We start from the raw sequence: 17226 nt of genomic DNA on the forward strand, positions 1-17226 counted from the left end.
TTCCTCCCCATAAATGCATCCGAAAGCAGGACGGAGTGACCGTGTATGTAGGTCACCGGCATGATGCCTCTCCATCCTACCGGATCGCCCGGTATGTCCCGCGTAGTTTTCCGTATTCAGGGGCGTATTTCCCATGGCAAGCATCAATACCAATGCGTCGGCAATGACCGCGCTGCAGACCCTCAACTCCATCTCCAAGAACATGGCGACCACCCAGTCGCGCATCTCGACCGGCCTTCGTGTCGCCGAAGCGTCCGACAACTCGGCCTATTGGTCGATCGCCACTTCGATGAAATCCGACAACAAGGCTCTTTCGGCAGTGCAGGACGCGCTCGGCCTTGGCGCCGGCAAGATCGACACGGCCTATACCGGCATGAACAGCGCTCTTGAGGCGGTCGACGAGATCAAGCAGAAGCTGATCACGGCGCGCGGCGCAAGCGTTGAGGACAAGGCAAAGATCCAGGCGGAAATCGATGCCTACCAGGATCAGCTGACCGCCATCTCCAACTCCGCGTCCTATGCCGGCGACAACTGGCTGTCGCGCAATTCCGACACCGATCCGACCTCGGTCAGTGTCGTGTCGTCCTTTGCCGACGGAGCCGTCGGCACCATCAACATCGACCTGAGCACCGTTACTCTCGTGGACGCTGGCGTGGGCAACGGCCTCCTGGAAACAGTAGGCGCGGCCTCCGGCTCTACGGTCCTCGGGATGACCGTTGTCGGAACGACCGATGCCGACATTGACAACCTCATCACCGACATCGACACCGCGCTTGGAACAATGGCCACTGCGGCCTCGAACCTTGGCGCCGGCAAGATGCGCATCGATCTGCAGAAGGACTTCGTCTCCAAGCTCTCCGACGCCATCGACCGCGGCGTGGGCCAACTCGTGGACGCCGACATGAACGAAGAATCGGCCCGTCTGTCGGCCCTTCAGGTTCAGCAGCAGCTGGGCGTTCAGGCGCTTTCGATCGCCAACCAGAACACCCAGGGCATTCTCTCGCTCTTCCGCTAATCCGCGGTTTTCCGGGCCTAGCCCGGAGCGAAATGACAATCGAGCGGGCCGCTTCCTCCGGGAGGCGGCCCGCTTTTGCTTGTCGACCTGTCGCCGGTTAAACAGTTGTTAACCATAGCTTTGTAGTCATGGTTAACCAAAGGTTTCGCCGCCGGATACCAACCGGCCCGAGGCATGCTGTCGAAGGGGTGAGCAACGTGGCCAGCATCATGACGAACGCCTCTGCAATGGTTGCATTGCAGAGCCTTAAAGCCACCAACAAGGCGATGGACACCGTGCAGGGTCGCATCTCCACGGGCTATCGGGTGGCGGAAGCCAGCGACAACGCCGCCTACTGGTCGATTGCCACCACCATGCGCTCCGACAACAAGGCGCTTTCGGCGGTGCAGGATTCGCTGGGACTTGGCGCAGGCAAGATAGACACGGCCTACACCTCGATGAGCGACATCATCGGCCGGGTCGACGAGATCAAGTCGAAGCTCGTTTCCGCACGCGGCGCCAGCGCGGAGAACCAGACGAAGATCCAGGCCGAAATCTCGGTTCTGCAGGACCACATCAGAAACGCCGCCATGGGCGCCAGCTATGCCGGCACCAACATCCTGGCGACCGACGCCACCGCCGATGTGGAGATCGTCTCTTCCTACAACCGCGCGTCCGACGGCACTGTTTCGGTCGGAACCATCACCGTATCGATCGCGACGATAAAACTGTTCAACGCCGATGGCAGCGTACCAGAGGCCATGGTCGCCGACATCATGGCCATAGACGTCAACGGTGCAACCGATGCTCAGGTCGACACTTTCCTGACTCAGCTCGAAACCGGAATGGGCCTGATGGCCAATGCGGCGGCCGATCTCGGCGCGGCCAAGACCCGGCTGGACCTTCAGAAGGATTTTGTCGCCAACCTCAGGAATTCCATCGAGCGCGGCGTCGGCGCCCTGGTCGATGCCGACATGAGCGAGGAATCGACCAAGCTCCAGGCACTGCAGGTCCAGCAGCAGCTCGGCATTCAGGCGCTTTCCATCGCCAACCAGAACGCCCAGAGCATTCTGGCTCTCTTCAAATAGCCCTGCCGCGGAGCAACCTGGAAACCACGGGCCGCGCCACGCGCGGCCCATTTCATTTTCGCACAAGCTTCAAGACCTAATGTCGCTGCGGATCCTGCCGGGAGCGTAGTGAACTTTGCCTGAACAGCTTCAAACCGTTTTCGATAATTTCCGGGCGCTCGGGCCACGAAGACTGGGCATGATGGCCGGCGTGCTGGCTCTGGTCATGGCAGTGGTCGTGACAGGCGGGCTTTATCTCAACCGTCCCGCCTACGAGACGCTTTATGTCGGCCTCGAGCGCTCCGACGTAAACCAGATCGGCCTCGTCTTGGGGGAAGCCGGCATCGGCTTCGACGTGGTGTCGGACGGAACCGCTGTGCTCGTTCCCGCCGGCAAGACCGCGCAGGCACGCATGCTACTGGCCGAAAAGGGCCTGCCGACCAGCACCAATGCCGGCTATGAGCTGTTCGACAATGTCGGCTCGCTCGGCCTGACGACCTTTATGCAGGAGGTCACGCGGGTCCGCGCCCTGGAAGGCGAGATCGCCCGCACGATCCAGTCCATCGCCGGCATCAAGGCGGCGCGCGTTCACATCGTCATGCAGGAACGGGGCAATTTCAGACGGGAAGAGCAGGAGCCGTCCGCCTCGGTTGTGATCCGGTCATCGGGCATCGAGGCCAGCGCCAAGGCAGCCTCGATCCGGTACCTGGTTTCCGCCGCTGTTCCGGGCCTCAACGCGGAGAAGGTCACGGTTCTGGATTCCTCCGGAACGCTGCTTGCGGCGGGCGACGACCCCGCCAACAACACCGCGCAGCGCTCCATCGGCGTGGAGCGCACGGTGGAGGCGCAGGTCGAGGACAATATCCGCCGGGCGCTCGCTCCTTATCTCGGTCCCGACAATTTCCGCGCCAGCGTGAAGGCCGACGTCAATACGGATGCCAGGCAGGTCGAGGAGGTGATCTACGATCCCGACTCGCGCGTCGAGCGCTCAATCCAGGTCGTCCGCTCTTCCGACAGCGCCAGCCAGGAGACGGCCGCGACCCCCACCACGGTGCTCCAGAACCTGCCGCAGGAGGACAATCCGGCCACAGAACGGCCCACTTCCACCGAGGAGAGCGAGCGCCGCGAGGAGACCACGAACTACGAGATGAACACCAAGCGCATCGCCACGACGAGCAATGGCTATGAGATCTCGAAGCTGTCGATTGCCGTCGTGGTCAACCGGGCACGCCTCCAGGCCGTGCTGGGCCAGGGCGCCACGCCGGACCAGCTGAACGAACGTATCGCCGAGATCCAGTCGGTCGTGGCCTCCGCCACCGGCTTTTCCGAAACCCGCGGCGATGTCCTCAACGTCACGGCGGTGGAGTTCATCGACGGGTTGGACGGCGTCGAGATCGTCAAGCCGGGTCCGCTGGCGCAGCTTGGACAGCACACCGGAACGCTGATCAATGCAGCCGCTTTCGTGCTTGTCGCCTTTCTCGTCACCTGGTTCGGCCTCAAGCCGATGACGGCTGCCTTGCTCGCCCCGGCCGGCGCCGGCGAGGCGGCCATGGAAGAAGCGCGGCGCTCCCTGCCCGGCCCTGCCAACGAGCCGCGTTTGGCAGGGGGAGAGGCTGACCGGATGGCCGAACTCGACGCGGAAGACGAGGAAGCTGACCACCCGCTCCGGCTCAATCCCGCGCCTCAAGACAGGCTGGCGCGGATGGTCGACCTGAGCGAGGAGCGCACGGCGGAGATTCTGCGCAAGTGGGCGCGCGCCGAAACCGAGGCCGCACGGACATGAGCGCCATCGCACTGGCCGACGCTCTGACGGATTTCGGTTCGGGGCAGGTTCTACCACAGCGCCGCAAGGCCGATTTCACTGCCGCAGGAACAGCGGTGCAGCAGCCGGCCGCCAGCGTTCCCGAACCCAAACCGACCGAATCGCGCAAAGAGCTGGAAGCCGGGATCGCCGAGGCCGAAGCCAAAGCGGAAGAGCGTGTCAGGCTGGAATATGAGGCGTTGCTGGCCGGCGAACGCGATAAACACGAGGCCGAGACACAGTTGCTGAAGGCGCAGCTCGGAGAGGAGGCAGCCGTGCTGATCGGCGCCCGTTTCGAGGCGCTGGAGCAGCAGGTGGTGTCGCTGACGAGTTCCGTTGCCGCGCGCATCCTCGGCGTTGCGCTCACCGAAGATCTGCAGCGCCGCTCCATTGACGAGCTGGCGCGGATCGTGAGCCAGGCGCTGGCCGACAGCGAGGCCGTGAATGTGCGCGTGCGCGGGACGCCGCTCATGTGCGAGGCGCTGCGCGGCAAGATCGGCGACAATGCCAACCGGGTGACCTTTGCCGACGGCCCCGACATGGATCTCACCGTCCAGCTCGACGAAACCCTGCTCGAAACACGCTTGGCCGAGTGGTCGAACGCACTCGCCGAGGTGTTCGAATGAGCATGGACGAGACACAGGACCGACGCCCGGAAATCATCATCGTCCGCCGCAACAACGACGACGAGGACGAGGGCCATCACGGCGGCGTCTGGAAGATCGCTTTCGCCGACTTCATGACGGCCATGATGTGCTTCTTTCTGGTGATGTGGCTGATAAACGCAGCAAACGAGCAGACACGCGCCGCGCTTGCCAGCTATTTCAACCCGGTGAAGCTGATCGACCGCAACACCAACCGCAAGGGTCTCGAGGAGATCGGCCAGGGCCCGCAGACGTCGACCTCGGAAAGCAACGCCGAAAAATCCACCGATGCGCCGGCCGGCGAGAACGACAAGACGTCGGGTCCCTCGACATTCAAGAACTCGACCGATCTGTCGGACACGAGAAAATATTCCGACGAGAACTTCTTCTCCAATCCCTATGCGGTGCTGGCCGAAATCGCATCGGAAACCGGCACGATGCAGAACATATCGGCCAAGGGGGAAGGCGGCGCGCAATTGGCCGGTCCCTCCTCGGGCGCATCGGGCGGTGAAGCCTATCGCGATCCGTTCGCTCCCGATTTCTGGTCGCAGCAGGTCGTCACGCCCCGCATCGGCGTCGAAGGCGATCCCGATGAGGCACGGGATCAGCCCTCCGGCGCCGACGAGCGTGCGGCCGAAACCGGCCCCCATCAGCTCGCTTCGCAAGGCGAGGCGGAACCGGCATCCGGCGGACCGGCGCAAACGAGGGCGGAAGAAATTGAAGCCGGTGAGCGCGCCGCGCTGGCTCCGGTCCCTGAGCTAGAGCCTCTGCGCGAAATCCCTGCCCCCGTCGAACCGGCCGCCGACGCTGAACCCGACCCCGCATCCGCGGAGACGCAACAGGCCGAGCGCACCCGCGACACGGCCGAGCGCGTGCGTGCCGAGCTTTCACGGGCGCTGGCCGGCGAAGGGCTGGAGGCCTCGGTGACCGTTTCGGCTGGCCGCGAAGGCGTCATGATCTCCGTAACGGACGACATGCGGCACGGCATGTTCTCCATCGGCTCGGCGGTGCCCGGGCGCGAACTGGTGCAGGCTATGGAGAAGATCGGCGCCATCCTGGCCGATAAGCCCGGTGCCATCCGCGTGCACGGGCATACCGATGCAAGGCCGTTCGCCGGCGGCTCCTACGACAATTGGCGGCTGTCGACCGCGCGCGCCCACGCCGCCCAATACATGCTCGTGCACGGCGGGCTGGAGGAAAGCCGGATCAGCGAGGTCGCCGGGTTCGCCGACCGCCGGCTCAAGATTGCCGAAGACCCGTTCGCCGCCGCCAACCGGCGCATAGACATTCTGCTCGAGGTGCCGCAGTGAAGTGCCGCCTGGGCATTTTCATCGCGCTGGGCCTGGCGCTGGCGTCCGGCGCCCAGGCAAACGCCCTGCAGCCCTATCAGATGGTCCGCTCGCTTCAGGTCGTCCAAGACAAGATTGCCGACGGCGACCACGCCGCGCTGCCGATGCAGCGCAAGCTTCTCGGCATCATCGACGAGAAGTTCCGCGCCGCCGAAGCCGCTGACTTCCACGACCCGCGAAACTTCTACGCGCTCCTCATCTACGGAACCAGCGGCGGCAATCCGGCGACACTTGCCAGCGTCGTTTCACGGCTTGAGCTGGAAGGCGACCGCGACCGGCTGGGCAGGGGCGTCGTCAGCTACGCGCTCGGCAATCTGGCCTCGGCGCGCGAAGCGCTCGACGGCTTCGATCCGCGCCAGATCGATGACGGCCTAGCGGCTCCGCTGGCGCTCGTCGCCGGTGCGCTGCATGTCCGCGAGGACCCTCACCGCGCCCTCCACCTGTTCGACGAAGCCCGGCTTCTCAGCCCCGGCACGCTGGTCGAGGAGGCGGCGCTCCGCCGCTCCGTGGAACTGGCTGCCCGCCTTCACGACATGGAGCGATTCGCCAGCATTTCCATGCAGTATGTCCGGCGTTTCCTCGGCTCGCCCTATGCCAGCCAGTTCGCCGAGGCGTTTGTGGCCGGCGTGATCGAGATGCACGAAATGGCGGATCTGGCCCTGGTCAAGCGCGTCATCGACGCCATGGACGGAGAGCGGGCGCAGGTGATCTACCTTCGGATTGCGCGCAAGAGCGCGATCGAGGGGTATGACCGGCTCCTGGCCTTCGCCTCCGACAATGCCGAAGCCTATACCGAGGGCGGCAAAGCCGGACCGGATCCCCGCGCCGTGCTCTATGCCAATGTCGCCTCCGTGACTTCCGAGAATGTCGGCGCCGTTCTGGAGACGTTGAAGGGGATCGACGAGCGACAGCTTTCGGCCAACGACCGCCAGCTTCTGCACGCAGCACGCGCCATCGCCGAGCGGGTCGTTTCGCCCCCGCGCGCCGATACGACCGCGCGAGAGGTTGAAGAAGCCCCCGAGACGGCGTCCGAGGCGGTCGAGGCAGAGACAGCGGAGGAAGCGCCCGCCGACGACGCGGCCTTTTTCGCCGCGGCTCGGGACAAGCTCAAATCCGTGGACGCCCTGCTCGGCGAGGATGAACGATGACAGAACCGGTCCGACCGAACGCGCTTGCCGCCATCGGCCTTTCCCGCGACAATCCTCGCAATGCCGAAGGCGGCACAGCGCTGGCCGGCCTGTTCCGCAAGGAGCTCGGCGGCGACGTTCCGCCCAGGCAGGGCGAGCCTGCCGCCCTGCCCGGTGATGCGGCGCAGCCAAGGGCCCATCTGAAGCTTTCCGACCTGTTCGAAAAGCTCAAGCTGCCGGAAGACGCCGGGCCGGGACAAGCGACGAAAGGCGAGCTGCCGCCCTCGTCCGCCGAGCCCGGCGAGCTCGGCGATACGGAGGACCAGGAGCCCGGCATCCATATGGCGGACGCTGCTGCGGCGGCGGTGACGGCCGCGAACGCCCCGGCAGTGGGTCCTGCCGCCGGCCAGTCCCATCCGCCGGACGCCGATATGGAAACCGGCGATGCCGGTGAGATGAGGCAGCCGGCTGACCGGACGTCTCAGGCAGCGGGCAAGGCCGGCGAGCAGGCAGCGAAAGCGATCGGCGGGCCTTTCGAATTCCGGGATGCACCGCTCCCGCCGCTAGGCCGCTCGGGCGATGCTGAGAACATCCAGCGACCCGGCGCAGCCGCAAACGGCGAGAAGGTTGCGGCGGTGGCGGCCAAGCCCGGGGCGGCCGGCGACATGGCGGAAGACCGCTCCGACCAGCGCCAGCAGGGAGGCAACGGCGACAACGCGAAGACCTTTCGCGTGGTAAGCGTGCAATCGGCGCCGGCGCCGGCTGCCATGACGGTTTCCGCAGGTCCGACCGGGGCCGCCCTTGTCGGAAGCCTCAACACCGATCCCGGCTTTGCGGCAGCCGCCGCGGAGGCGGCACGGATCGCGGCCTCCGGCGGCGAGCGGCCGACTGGTCCCCTTCACACGCTGAAAATCCAGCTCCACCCGGCAGAGCTTGGCGCCGTGACGGCCAAGCTCAGCCTGTCGGGAGAACAACTCATGGTAGAAATACAGGTCGACAACGCCGATGCCCGCCAGCGGCTCAACGCCGACGGCGATTCGATGCTGCGGGCCTTGCGGGCAATGGGCTATGAAGTCGACCGCATCCAGATTTCGCAGAACGCCGGCAACACTTCTCCGGCTGCAGGGAACCAGCCCGGCGGGCGCGAGACCTCGCTGCAGCAAAGCACCGGCGGGGACCGCCAATCGGGCAGCGGAGCGAATGGCGAAGGAGGCTCCAACCGCGGCCAGGAAGCGGCGCGCGGCCGTGACGGCGAGATGAGGAACGATGATCCTTCGGGCGGCGGCCTTTACATCTAGCCTCATCTTCTCGGCCGCGATTGCGCAAGCCAATCCCTGCGAAGCGGAGATCCTGCGGGCTTCGTCGAAATACGACGTTCCCGCAGGCATCCTGTATGCCGTCGGCCTTACGGAGACCGGCGTCCGCGGCAGTCTGCAGCCTTACGCGCTGAACATCGAGGGCAGGGCCGTATTCGCGAAAACCAGTCGAGAGGCGCAGGCCCTGTTCGCTGAAGCCAGAAAGCGCGGAAAGACGCTCATCGACCTCGGCTGCATGCAGGTGAACCACCACTATCATGGCCGCGAATTCCGGTCCGTCGCCGACATGCTGAACCCGCGCAAGAACGTCGACTATGCGGCGCGCTTTCTGGTAAGGCTGAAGCAGAGGCACGCCACCTGGTCGATGGCCGTCGCCCGCTATCACGCCGGCCCCGACAACGACCCGGCACAGAAGCGCTACATCTGCCGCGTCATCGCCAATATGGTCGCCACGGGTTTCGGAAAATGGACCGATCCGGCACGGGAGTTCTGCAATCATTAGTTGAATTTGCGCTGCCTGCCAGAGACAGTGTCGGAGCGCTGCGACTCCCGAAAATTAATTACCAAAAATAATAGTTGTCTCCGATTCGTTCGACCTTGTACCTCTTGTACAGGAAGTGATTCGGAGGGCGGGCCGATGATTGTTGTGGTGGACGAGCGTGAGCTCGTAACCGAGGGGTATAACTCACTTTTCGGACGAGAAGGGATCGCGACGGCAAGTTTCGGCCCCGGCGAGTTCGGCGAATGGGTCGAGACTGTCGCGGAAGACGATTTGAAAGCCGTCAGCGCGTTTCTGCTCGGCCAGTGTGAAACGGGTGACTTGCCGGCACGGCGCATTCGTGGTCGGTCGAACGCCCCGGTCATCGCCCTTGCCGAACAGAACTCCCTGGAAGACACGCTCCGCCTGTTTGAATCCGGTGTCGACGATGTCGTTCGAAAGCCGGTGCATGTGCGCGAGATCCTGGCCCGAATCACGGCGATCGGCCGGCGCGCGCAGGCCATGGAGCCCAACTATACCGAAGTCGGCGCCATGCGCATTTTTGCCGATGGCCGCGATCCCGAGATCGACGGCCAGCCGCTGCCGCTGCCGCGGCGCGAGAGGCGCATCCTGGAATATCTGGCAAGCAACGCCTCGCGGCGGGTGACCAAGAGCCAGATATTCAACGCCATCTACGGCATCTTCGACGAGGAGGTCGAAGAGAACGTGGTGGAAAGCCACATCTCCAAGCTGCGCAAGAAGCTGCGCACGAAGCTCGGCTTCGATCCCATCGATTCCAAGCGCTACCTCGGCTACCGGCTGGTCGTGTGATCGCGGGCGCAGCCGCGGCCGTTCCCGCGGGCGAACGTTTCGACGCCAGCTTCACGCAAGTCACAGGCGCTATCGTCTCTCCGATCGGCGTGGAATACGAGGAGAAGTCCCGATGAGCCTTTACGGCATGATGCGAACCGGCGTTTCCGGCATGAATGCCCAGGCAAACCGCCTGTCGACGGTCGCCGACAACATCGCCAATTCCAGCACCAACGGCTACAAGCGCGCCAAGACGGAGTTCTCCACCCTCGTCGTGCCGAGCACCGAAGGCTCCTACAATTCCGGCGGCGTCACCACGACCGTGCGCACCGCCGTCTCCACCCAGGGCGTGCTGCAGTATACGACGTCCGTCACCGACCTCGCGATCAAGGGCGACGGCTTCTTCGTCGTGCAGGATCCCGGCGGCCAGCCTGTTCTGACGCGCGCCGGCTCCTTCGTCCTCAACAGCGAAGGCCAGATGGTCAATGCAGCCGGACTGAAGCTGATGGGCTACAGCTATGCCAACGGCGAGCCGACAGCCACGGCCAACGGCTTCAACGGCCTCGAACCGGTGACCATTGCGCAGGCCGAGCTTGTCGCAACGCCGTCCCGCAATGGACTGCTGAAAGCGAACCTGCCGGCCGACGCCGCAGTCGTCGCACCGGCTGATCTGCCGTCTGCCAATGCCGCGACCGCCGAATATTCGGCCAAGACATCCATGGTCGCCTACAGCAACCGCGGCGAACAGGTGCTGCTGGATGTGTACTTCACCAAGACCGGCACCGACGCCTGGGAAGTGGCCGTTTATGACCGCGCCGACGCCGCGCCCAACACCTCGTTCCCCTATGCATCCGGCCCGCTGACGACGGAAGCCCTGACCTTCGACCCGGCGACCGGTAAGCTCGATGGCCTCAGCGCCACCGGCATCACCGTAGCGGTACCCGACGGCGACAATCTGGACATCGACCTTTCCTCCCTGACCCAGCTTGCCGCAGGTTTCGATGTGCTTGACGCCGAAGTCGACGGCGCGGCGCCGAGCGCGATCGAAAGCGTCGAGATCGGCACGGATGGCGTCATCTATGCCCAGTATGCGGACGGCTCTTTCCGTCCGATGTACAAGATACCGGTGGCCTCGGTGCCGAGCCCGGACCAGCTTCAGGTGATTTCGGGCAACCTCTTTGCCGCCAGTCCCGAGTCGGGCGCCGTGCGCATGGGCTTTGCCGGCCAGGCCGGGCTGGGCCAGGTGGTGTCCGGCGCGCTGGAGAACTCGAATGTCGACATCGCCGAGGAGTTGACCAACATGATCGAGTCGCAGCGCAGCTACACCGCGAATTCCAAAGTGTTCCAGACCGGATCGGATTTGATGGAGCTCCTGGTCAACCTCAAGAGGTAGCCGGGCGCGCGAAGAACTGGCGTGAGGAACGTCAGAAAGAGATGAAATGTCGCTCACCACTGCTCTGGGTATCGCACAATCGGCGTTGTTCAATACGTCGCGGCAGACGAGCACTGCTTCCCGCAACATCTCGGAAGCTTCCAATCCCGACTATGCGCGCCGCAGCTCCATCCTTTCGAGCACAGGGGCTGGCGCGCGCGTAGCCGAGGTCCGCAGGGCGACCAACGAAGTCCTCTTTCGGCAGAATCTCTCGGCGATCTCGAGCTGGCAGGCACAGTCCGGCCTTTCCCGCGGCCTCGACACGCTGCAGCTCCAGATCAACGGAGTCGACAACGCCACCTCGCCGGCAGCCTCGCTGAGCCAGCTCATGCAGGCGCTGGAGACCTACGCGGCGACACCCTCCAACAAGACGCTGGCGGAAAACGCCGTCAACGCCGCACGCGCCACCGTCCGCACGCTGAACAACGGCACGACCGCCATTCAGTCCTTCCGCGCCGGCGCGGACCGCGAGATCACGCAGTCGGTCGAGGAACTGAACCGCCTCCTGGCCGACTTCGAAAGCGTGAACCGGGAGATCGTCACCGGCACGCGCATGGGACGCGACGTCAACGACGCGCTGGACCAGCGTGAAGCGCTCCTGAAGAAGATTTCCGAATACGTTCCCGTATCCACCATCACGCGCAGCGACAACGACATGGTGGTGATGACGCGCGACGGGACGACCCTGTTCGAGACCATTCCCCGCCCCATCACATTCGCATCGACCGGGACCTATACTGCCGGCACGAGCGGCAATCAGGTCTATGTCGACGGCGTGCCGCTTGCCGCCGGAACCGGGGGAAACACCACCGCGACCGGAAAACTGGCGGCCCAGCTCCAGCTCCGCGACACCGTGGCGGTGCACATGCAGCGCCAGCTCGACGAGGTCGCGCGCGGGCTCATCGCGGCCTTCGCGGAGACGGATCCCGGTGGCGTGATGGCCGATGCGGCCGGCCTCTTCACCTGGCCCGGCGGCCCGGCCCTACCGGCATCGGGAACGCTGGTGGACGGGCTTGCCGGCACCATCGCCGTGAACGCCGCCATGGATTCCACGCAAGGCGGAAATCCCGAACTGCTCCGTGACGGCGGCGCGAACGGCGCAGCCTATGTGCACAACAGCACCGGCGGCGCTTCTTTCTCGGACCTGCTTCTGGCTTACACGGCCAAGCTCGACGAACCCATGGCCTTCGATCCGACGGCCTCGCTCGGCGCCTCCATGAGCCTTGCCGCATTCTCCTCCGGCTCCATCAGCTGGCTTGAAAGCCTCAGGCAGGAGGCCTCCAGCGGGGCCGAGGCCAAGGAAGCACTCGTTACCCGTACCGGCACCGCTCTTTCCAACGAAACAGGGGTCAATATAGACGAGGAAATGGCGCTACTCCTCGATCTCGAACATTCCTATCAGGCATCCGCGCGGCTCATGAGCATCGTCGACGAGATGCTGGCCACGTTGATGTCGATCGGGCGGTAAACATGAAGACCTCCTTCATTTCCTCCCATGCCATGTCGCAGTCCATGCGCAGCCAGATGATGCGCATGCAGGTGGAACTCGCCCAGAAGCAACAGGAGGCAACGACAGGCCGCGTTGCCGATTCCGGCATCGCGCTCGGTGCACGAGCCGGCTACAGCTTCTCAATGGCGCGCGACATCGAACGCTACCAGGGCCTGCTCGACTCCAACAGCGTGGCATCGAACCGGCTGAGCGCCACGCAGAACTCGCTTCAGCAGCTCAGCGACATCGGTTCCGAGCTCCTTTCCACGCTGACGGCAGCCATTTCCGGCGTCGATGACACCGCCATCGTGCGCACCAGCGCCAAGCGCGTTCTGGAATCCGTGACCAGCATCCTGAACAGCAACCTGAACGGCGAATACCTGTTCGCCGGCATCAACACCGACGTGAAGCCGATCAACGACTTCACCGCGCCGGGCTCGCCGAACAAGGCGCAGTTCGACGCCGACTTCTTCGGCTATTTCGGCTTTAGCCAGACCGACCCGGCGGCAGCCGGCATTACCGCCGCCCAGATGAACGACTTCCTGAGCACGGTGCTGGAACCAAGCTTCATGGGCGCCGGCTGGCAGGCCAGTTGGTCGAACGCTTCGGACGAGACGATCACCAGCCGGATCACGCAGAACGAGACGGCCGAGACCTCCACGACGGCCAACAGCACCGGCATGCGCAAGCTGGCGCTGGTGGCGGCGGCGCTGTCAGACCTCCTCGAAGGGCCGCTCAATGGCGAGGCTCGCGCAGCGCTCTACGAGCGTTCGACGGCGCTGATCGCCGAGGCGGTTCCCGACATCGCCAAGACCCAGTCGGAAGTAGGCGTGGCCGAGAACCGCATCAAGGATGCAAACGAGCGCGTCTCCGCGCAGATCGACCTGTTCAAGACATTCATCACCGACCTTGAGGGCGTCGACGCCTATGAGGCGGCGACCAAGGTCAACGAGCTGCTCACCCAGATCGAAACATCCTACGCGCTCACTGCGCGCATCCAGCAGTTGAGCCTGCTCAACTACCTGTCGTAACCGTCAGCAAGCGAGATCGCAGAACCATGTACCAATTTTCCTACAGCGAGGTTCAGACAGATTCCGTCGCCGACGCGAAGGACCGGGAACGCCAGCTCCTGACACGATCGATCGACCTGCTGACCGCTGCCCGCGAGGCGGGAGTCGAATCCCGCGAATCCATCGAGGCCGTCCTGTTCATGAACCGGGTCTGGACCTCGCTGATCGAGGATCTGGGCAACCCGGACAACGAGTTGCCGAAGGAATTGCGGGCCAACCTCATCTCCATCGGCCTCTGGCTGCTGCGCGAGGGCGAGGAAGTGCGGCAAGGTCGCTCCAACAATTTCGACGGCCTGATCGAGGTCTCCCAGATCATACGTGACGGCATGAGATGAAGAACACGCTCAAGATCTCGCTGAAGGCGAACGAGAAGATCTATGTGAACGGCGCGGTCATCAAGGTCGACCGCAAATGCTCGCTGGAATTCCTCAACGACGTTCAGTTCCTGCTGCAGAATCATGTGCTGCAGCCAGAGGAAGCGAGCACACCGCTGCGCCAGCTCTATTTCGTCGCCCAGATCATGCTGATGAGCCCGGAGGGCATCGAGGCGACGCGTCCGGTGTTCCGGCAGACCATCAACAACCTGCTCAAGGCCTTCAAGGACCAGACCGTTCTTGCTGAACTCAAGGTCATCGACACGCTCGTCTGTGAAGGCCAGGTCTACGACGCGCTGAAGGCGATCCGCACGCTCTACCCTCTCGAGGCCGACATTCTCGGCCGCAAGGACGACGACACAGAATTTGCCTTCGCCAGGGCCGTAGGAGAATAAGATGAACGTATCAAACGTGATGCTTGACGCCGGAGCGGCAACCAACCCGGCCCAATCTTCCGGGCAGGCGGTCGACTACCAGTCCTTTCTCAAGCTTCTGGTGGCGGAGATGAAGAACCAGGATCCGACGAGCCCGATGGAATCCACCGACTATGTGGCGCAGCTGGCTACGTTCTCGCAGGTAGAGCAGTCGGTCCAGATCAACTCGAAGCTCGACCAGATTCTGCAGGCGTCCTCGCTGTCGCAGGCCAGCGGCCTGATCGGACGACAGATCACTTCCGCGGACGAAAGCCAGACAGGCATCGTGAAGGAAGTGCGCCTTTTCAGCGACGGCGTGGTCGCCGTCCTTGAAAACGGCGAGAAGGTCGTCGTCGGCCCCGGCGTGTCGATCCGCTAATCCATGAACGAAGCCGACGCCCTCGATATCGTCCAGTATGCCATCTGGACCGTGCTCGTGGCGTCGGGGCCGGCGGTGGTCGTGGCGATGGTCGTCGGCGTGGGCATAGCGCTCGTCCAGGCTCTGACCCAGGTGCAGGAGATCACGCTTACCTTCGTGCCCAAGATCGTCGCCATCCTGCTGGCAGTTGCCTTTTCTGGACCCTTTGTCGGCTCGCAGTTGTCCTCCTTCACCACGGTCATTTTCCAGCGCATCGAGAGCGGGTTCTAGAGCGCCGTGCGTCCGTCGGGACGCACCGTGCTTTCCGATTCTCGGGCCGATGCTGTACGGCAAGCCTCCCTCCGCCTTCGCGCAAGCTTGAGGCCATAATGTGCCGCCATTCAGGAGGCAGCCATGGCGCTCAGCGAAGTCATCGCCGGTACCCAACCCCGCAAGCACAGCCGCGACATCGGCTTTGCCGTCGGCATCATCATCATTCTGGCGGTCCTGTTCCTGCCGGTCCCGGCATTCCTGATCGACATCGGTCTGGCGTTCTCCATCGCTTTTTCCGTCCTGATCCTGATGGTGGCGCTGTGGATTCCGCGTCCGCTCGACTTTTCGTCGTTCCCGACGATCCTGCTGATCGCGACCATGATGCGGCTTTCGCTCAATATCGCGACCACCCGCATGATCCTGTCGGAAGGCCATGAAGGCACCAACGCGGCGGGGTTCGTGATCGGCGGGTTCTCGCAGCTTGTGATGAGCGGCGACTTCGTCATCGGCCTGATCGTCTTTCTGATCCTGATCGTGGTGAATTTCGTCGTCATCACCAAGGGCTCGACCCGCATCGCGGAAGTGGGCGCCCGCTTCACCCTCGACGCCATCCCCGGCAAGCAGATGTCCATCGACGCGGACCTGTCGGCCGGTACGATCGACGACAAGGAGGCCCAGCGCCGCCGGCACGAGCTGGAGGAGGAAAGCTCGTTCTTCGGCGCCATGGACGGCGCCTCGAAATTCGTGCGCGGCGATGCCGTCGCCGGCCTCATCATCACCGCCATCAACATCGTCGGCGGCATCGCCATCGGCTATTCCCGCCATGGCATGGAGATCGGAGAAGCCGCCGACGTCTTCACCAAGCTCTCGGTAGGCGACGGCCTGGTCTCGCAGATCCCGGCGCTGATCGTCTCGCTGGCAGCCGGCCTCCTGGTGTCGAAGGGCGGAACCCGCGGCGCGGCCAACCAGGCGGTCTTCGGCCAGCTCGGCGCCCATCCGCGCGCGCTTGTCGTTGCGGCCCTGCTGTTGGCGGTGATCGGGCTGATGCCGGGACTTCCGGCGATACCTTTCCTTGCGCTCGCCGGGTTGCTGGCCGGCCTCGGCTACATCCTGCCGCGCCGCGAGCGGCAGCGGGAGGAGGAAGCCAAGGCCGCCGTGCGTGAAAAGGAACAATCCGTCGTCGACGAGGAGCAGAATTCGGTCAAGGCCTCGCTCAAGACAGCCGAGATCGAACTGCTCATCGGCAAGCAGTTGTCGACGAAGCTCCTGGCCTCACACCAGGAACTAGCCTACCGCATGAACAAGATGCGCAAGAAGTTCGCCACGCAGTATGGCTTCGTGGTCCCCGAAGTGCGGCTGGCCGACGACTACGCCATCTCGCCCAAAAGCTACCAGATCAAGATCCACGGCACCGTGGTCACCGAACATCAGCTCCGCGTGGGCGAACTGATGGTGCTGCTCGGCGGCAAGCCCGCGCCCGAAATGCCCGGCGAGGAGGTCAAGGAGCCCGCTTTCGGCATGCGCGCCTATTCCGTGCCGGAAATGTTCGCCGAGGATCTGAAACGCGAGCAACTGCCCTTCGCCGACAACATGTCGGTGCTGCTAACGCATCTGAGCGAAGTCATCCGCAACAATCTGCCCCAGCTTCTGTCCTACAAGGACATGAAGGCGCTGATCGAACGGCTCGACCCCGAATATCGCAAGCTCGCCGACGAGATCTGCACCTCGCACATCACCTACCCGGGCCTGCAGGCGGTGTTGAAGCTGCTGCTTGCCGAGCGCATCTCCATCCGCAACCTGCATCTCATCATCGAAGCCATCGCCGAAATCGCGCCCCATATCCGCCGCACCGAGCAGATCGTCGAGCATGTGCGCATCCGCATGGCCCAGCAGATCTGCGGCGACCTGAGCGAAGGCGGCGTGCTCAAGGTGCTGCGCCTCGGCAATCGCTGGGACCTTGCGTTCCACCAGAGCCTAAAGCGTGATGCCAAGGGCGAGGTGCGGGAATTCGACATAGATCCGCGCCAACTCGAGGAATTCGGCCAGGAAGCGGGCAAGGCCATTCGCAACCATCTCGACACCGGCGCGCGTTTCGTTCTCGTTACCGCGCCCGAGGCCCGCCCCTATGTGCGCATGATCGTCGAAAGGCTGTTCCCGACGCTGCCCGTTCTCAGCCATGTCGAGATCGCCAAGGGGGTGGAGCTGAACGTGCTCGGCGCGATCTCGTGACC

At 64.0% G+C, this 17226-nt stretch carries 17 protein-coding genes; all 17 read left to right on the top strand.

Translation table 11 applies throughout. From position 1 onward, the window contains the following. Positions 1 to 133: 133 nt before the first annotated feature. Positions 134 to 1015: a flagellin gene (locus NTH_RS06225; RefSeq protein WP_338529217.1), complete on the top strand. Its 882-nt coding sequence runs from the start codon at positions 134 to 136 to the stop codon at positions 1013 to 1015. Between the two features lie 197 nt (positions 1016 to 1212). Then, positions 1213 to 2082, top strand: a complete 870-nt coding sequence (locus NTH_RS06230) for a flagellin (RefSeq protein WP_338529218.1) — start codon at positions 1213 to 1215, stop codon at positions 2080 to 2082. A gap of 115 nt (positions 2083 to 2197) precedes the next feature. Beyond that, the gene (gene fliF, locus NTH_RS06235; RefSeq protein WP_338529219.1) at positions 2198 to 3844 is read left to right on the top strand and encodes a flagellar basal-body MS-ring/collar protein FliF; all 1647 of its coding nucleotides are present in this window, start codon (positions 2198 to 2200) and stop codon (positions 3842 to 3844) included. Continuing rightward, positions 3841 to 4488, top strand: coding sequence for a hypothetical protein (locus tag NTH_RS06240; protein ID WP_338529220.1), 648 nt, complete (start codon positions 3841 to 3843; stop codon positions 4486 to 4488). The genes fliF and NTH_RS06240 overlap by 4 nt, the downstream gene beginning before the upstream one ends. Next, entirely contained in the window at positions 4485 to 5816 is a 1332-nt protein-coding gene (locus tag NTH_RS06245) for a MotB family protein (RefSeq protein ID WP_422392355.1), read from the top strand. Before NTH_RS06240 ends, NTH_RS06245 begins: the two co-directional genes overlap by 4 nt. Next, positions 5813 to 7003, top strand: coding sequence for a chemotaxis protein (locus tag NTH_RS06250; protein ID WP_338529222.1), 1191 nt, complete (start codon positions 5813 to 5815; stop codon positions 7001 to 7003). Before NTH_RS06245 ends, NTH_RS06250 begins: the two co-directional genes overlap by 4 nt. After that, positions 7000 to 8280, top strand: a complete 1281-nt coding sequence (locus NTH_RS06255; protein WP_338529223.1) for a flagellar hook-length control protein FliK — start codon at positions 7000 to 7002, stop codon at positions 8278 to 8280. Before NTH_RS06250 ends, NTH_RS06255 begins: the two co-directional genes overlap by 4 nt. Beyond that, positions 8249 to 8800 (top strand): transglycosylase SLT domain-containing protein, encoded by a 552-nt coding sequence (locus tag NTH_RS06260; protein WP_338529224.1) that lies wholly within the window; start codon positions 8249 to 8251, stop codon positions 8798 to 8800. The genes NTH_RS06255 and NTH_RS06260 overlap by 32 nt, the downstream gene beginning before the upstream one ends. Before the next feature lie 135 nt (positions 8801 to 8935). Then, complete coding sequence (locus NTH_RS06265; RefSeq protein ID WP_338529225.1) at positions 8936 to 9607, top strand: response regulator transcription factor; 672 nt, start codon at positions 8936 to 8938, stop codon at positions 9605 to 9607. 112 nt (positions 9608 to 9719) lie between these two features. Beyond that, positions 9720 to 10979 carry a flagellar hook protein FlgE gene (locus tag NTH_RS06270; protein WP_338529226.1) on the top strand — a complete coding sequence of 420 codons (1260 nt, stop codon included), beginning with the start codon at positions 9720 to 9722 and terminating at the stop codon, positions 10977 to 10979. Positions 10980 to 11025: 46 nt separating this feature from the next. Continuing rightward, positions 11026 to 12486 carry a flagellar hook-associated protein FlgK gene (flgK, locus tag NTH_RS06275; protein ID WP_338529227.1) on the top strand — a complete coding sequence of 487 codons (1461 nt, stop codon included), beginning with the start codon at positions 11026 to 11028 and terminating at the stop codon, positions 12484 to 12486. A 2-nt stretch (positions 12487 to 12488) separates the two neighbouring features. Then, complete coding sequence (locus NTH_RS06280; protein ID WP_338529228.1) at positions 12489 to 13538, top strand: flagellar hook-associated family protein; 1050 nt, start codon at positions 12489 to 12491, stop codon at positions 13536 to 13538. Positions 13539 to 13564: 26 nt separating this feature from the next. Continuing rightward, positions 13565 to 13912 (top strand): flagellar biosynthesis regulator FlaF, encoded by a 348-nt coding sequence (flaF, locus tag NTH_RS06285; RefSeq protein ID WP_265519452.1) that lies wholly within the window; start codon positions 13565 to 13567, stop codon positions 13910 to 13912. Then, positions 13909 to 14346: a flagellar biosynthesis repressor FlbT gene (gene flbT, locus NTH_RS06290; protein WP_338529229.1), complete on the top strand. Its 438-nt coding sequence runs from the start codon at positions 13909 to 13911 to the stop codon at positions 14344 to 14346. Before flaF ends, flbT begins: the two co-directional genes overlap by 4 nt. 1 nt (position 14347) lies before the next feature. Beyond that, positions 14348 to 14743, top strand: coding sequence for a flagellar hook assembly protein FlgD (gene flgD / locus NTH_RS06295; RefSeq protein WP_422392356.1), 396 nt, complete (start codon positions 14348 to 14350; stop codon positions 14741 to 14743). A gap of 3 nt (positions 14744 to 14746) precedes the next feature. Beyond that, positions 14747 to 15013: a flagellar biosynthesis protein FliQ gene (fliQ, locus tag NTH_RS06300; RefSeq protein WP_338529230.1), complete on the top strand. Its 267-nt coding sequence runs from the start codon at positions 14747 to 14749 to the stop codon at positions 15011 to 15013. A gap of 123 nt (positions 15014 to 15136) precedes the next feature. Further along, positions 15137 to 17224, top strand: a complete 2088-nt coding sequence (gene flhA, locus NTH_RS06305; RefSeq protein ID WP_338529231.1) for a flagellar biosynthesis protein FlhA — start codon at positions 15137 to 15139, stop codon at positions 17222 to 17224. Positions 17225 to 17226 lie beyond the last annotated feature (2 nt).

This window comes from Nitratireductor thuwali (assembly GCF_036621415.1).
Lineage (GTDB): Bacteria > Pseudomonadota > Alphaproteobacteria > Rhizobiales > Rhizobiaceae > Chelativorans > Chelativorans thuwali.

What these genes read in the sequence shown, in the direction of transcription:
- NTH_RS06225 (WP_338529217.1), top strand. Translation starts at nt 134, where the DNA reads ATGGCAAGCATCAATACCAATGCGTCGGCAATGACCGCGCTGCAGACC.
- NTH_RS06240 (WP_338529220.1), top strand. Translation starts at nt 3,841, where the DNA reads ATGAGCGCCATCGCACTGGCCGACGCTCTGACGGATTTCGGTTCGGGG.
- NTH_RS06245 (WP_422392355.1), top strand. Translation starts at nt 4,485, where the DNA reads ATGAGCATGGACGAGACACAGGACCGACGCCCGGAAATCATCATCGTC.
- NTH_RS06255 (WP_338529223.1), top strand. Translation starts at nt 7,000, where the DNA reads ATGACAGAACCGGTCCGACCGAACGCGCTTGCCGCCATCGGCCTTTCC.
- NTH_RS06260 (WP_338529224.1), top strand. Translation starts at nt 8,249, where the DNA reads ATGATCCTTCGGGCGGCGGCCTTTACATCTAGCCTCATCTTCTCGGCC.
- NTH_RS06265 (WP_338529225.1), top strand. Translation starts at nt 8,936, where the DNA reads ATGATTGTTGTGGTGGACGAGCGTGAGCTCGTAACCGAGGGGTATAAC.
- NTH_RS06270 (WP_338529226.1), top strand. Translation starts at nt 9,720, where the DNA reads ATGAGCCTTTACGGCATGATGCGAACCGGCGTTTCCGGCATGAATGCC.
- flgK (WP_338529227.1), top strand. Translation starts at nt 11,026, where the DNA reads ATGTCGCTCACCACTGCTCTGGGTATCGCACAATCGGCGTTGTTCAAT.
- NTH_RS06280 (WP_338529228.1), top strand. Translation starts at nt 12,489, where the DNA reads ATGAAGACCTCCTTCATTTCCTCCCATGCCATGTCGCAGTCCATGCGC.
- flaF (WP_265519452.1), top strand. Translation starts at nt 13,565, where the DNA reads ATGTACCAATTTTCCTACAGCGAGGTTCAGACAGATTCCGTCGCCGAC.
- flbT (WP_338529229.1), top strand. Translation starts at nt 13,909, where the DNA reads ATGAAGAACACGCTCAAGATCTCGCTGAAGGCGAACGAGAAGATCTAT.
- flgD (WP_422392356.1), top strand. Translation starts at nt 14,348, where the DNA reads ATGAACGTATCAAACGTGATGCTTGACGCCGGAGCGGCAACCAACCCG.
- fliQ (WP_338529230.1), top strand. Translation starts at nt 14,747, where the DNA reads ATGAACGAAGCCGACGCCCTCGATATCGTCCAGTATGCCATCTGGACC.
- flhA (WP_338529231.1), top strand. Translation starts at nt 15,137, where the DNA reads ATGGCGCTCAGCGAAGTCATCGCCGGTACCCAACCCCGCAAGCACAGC.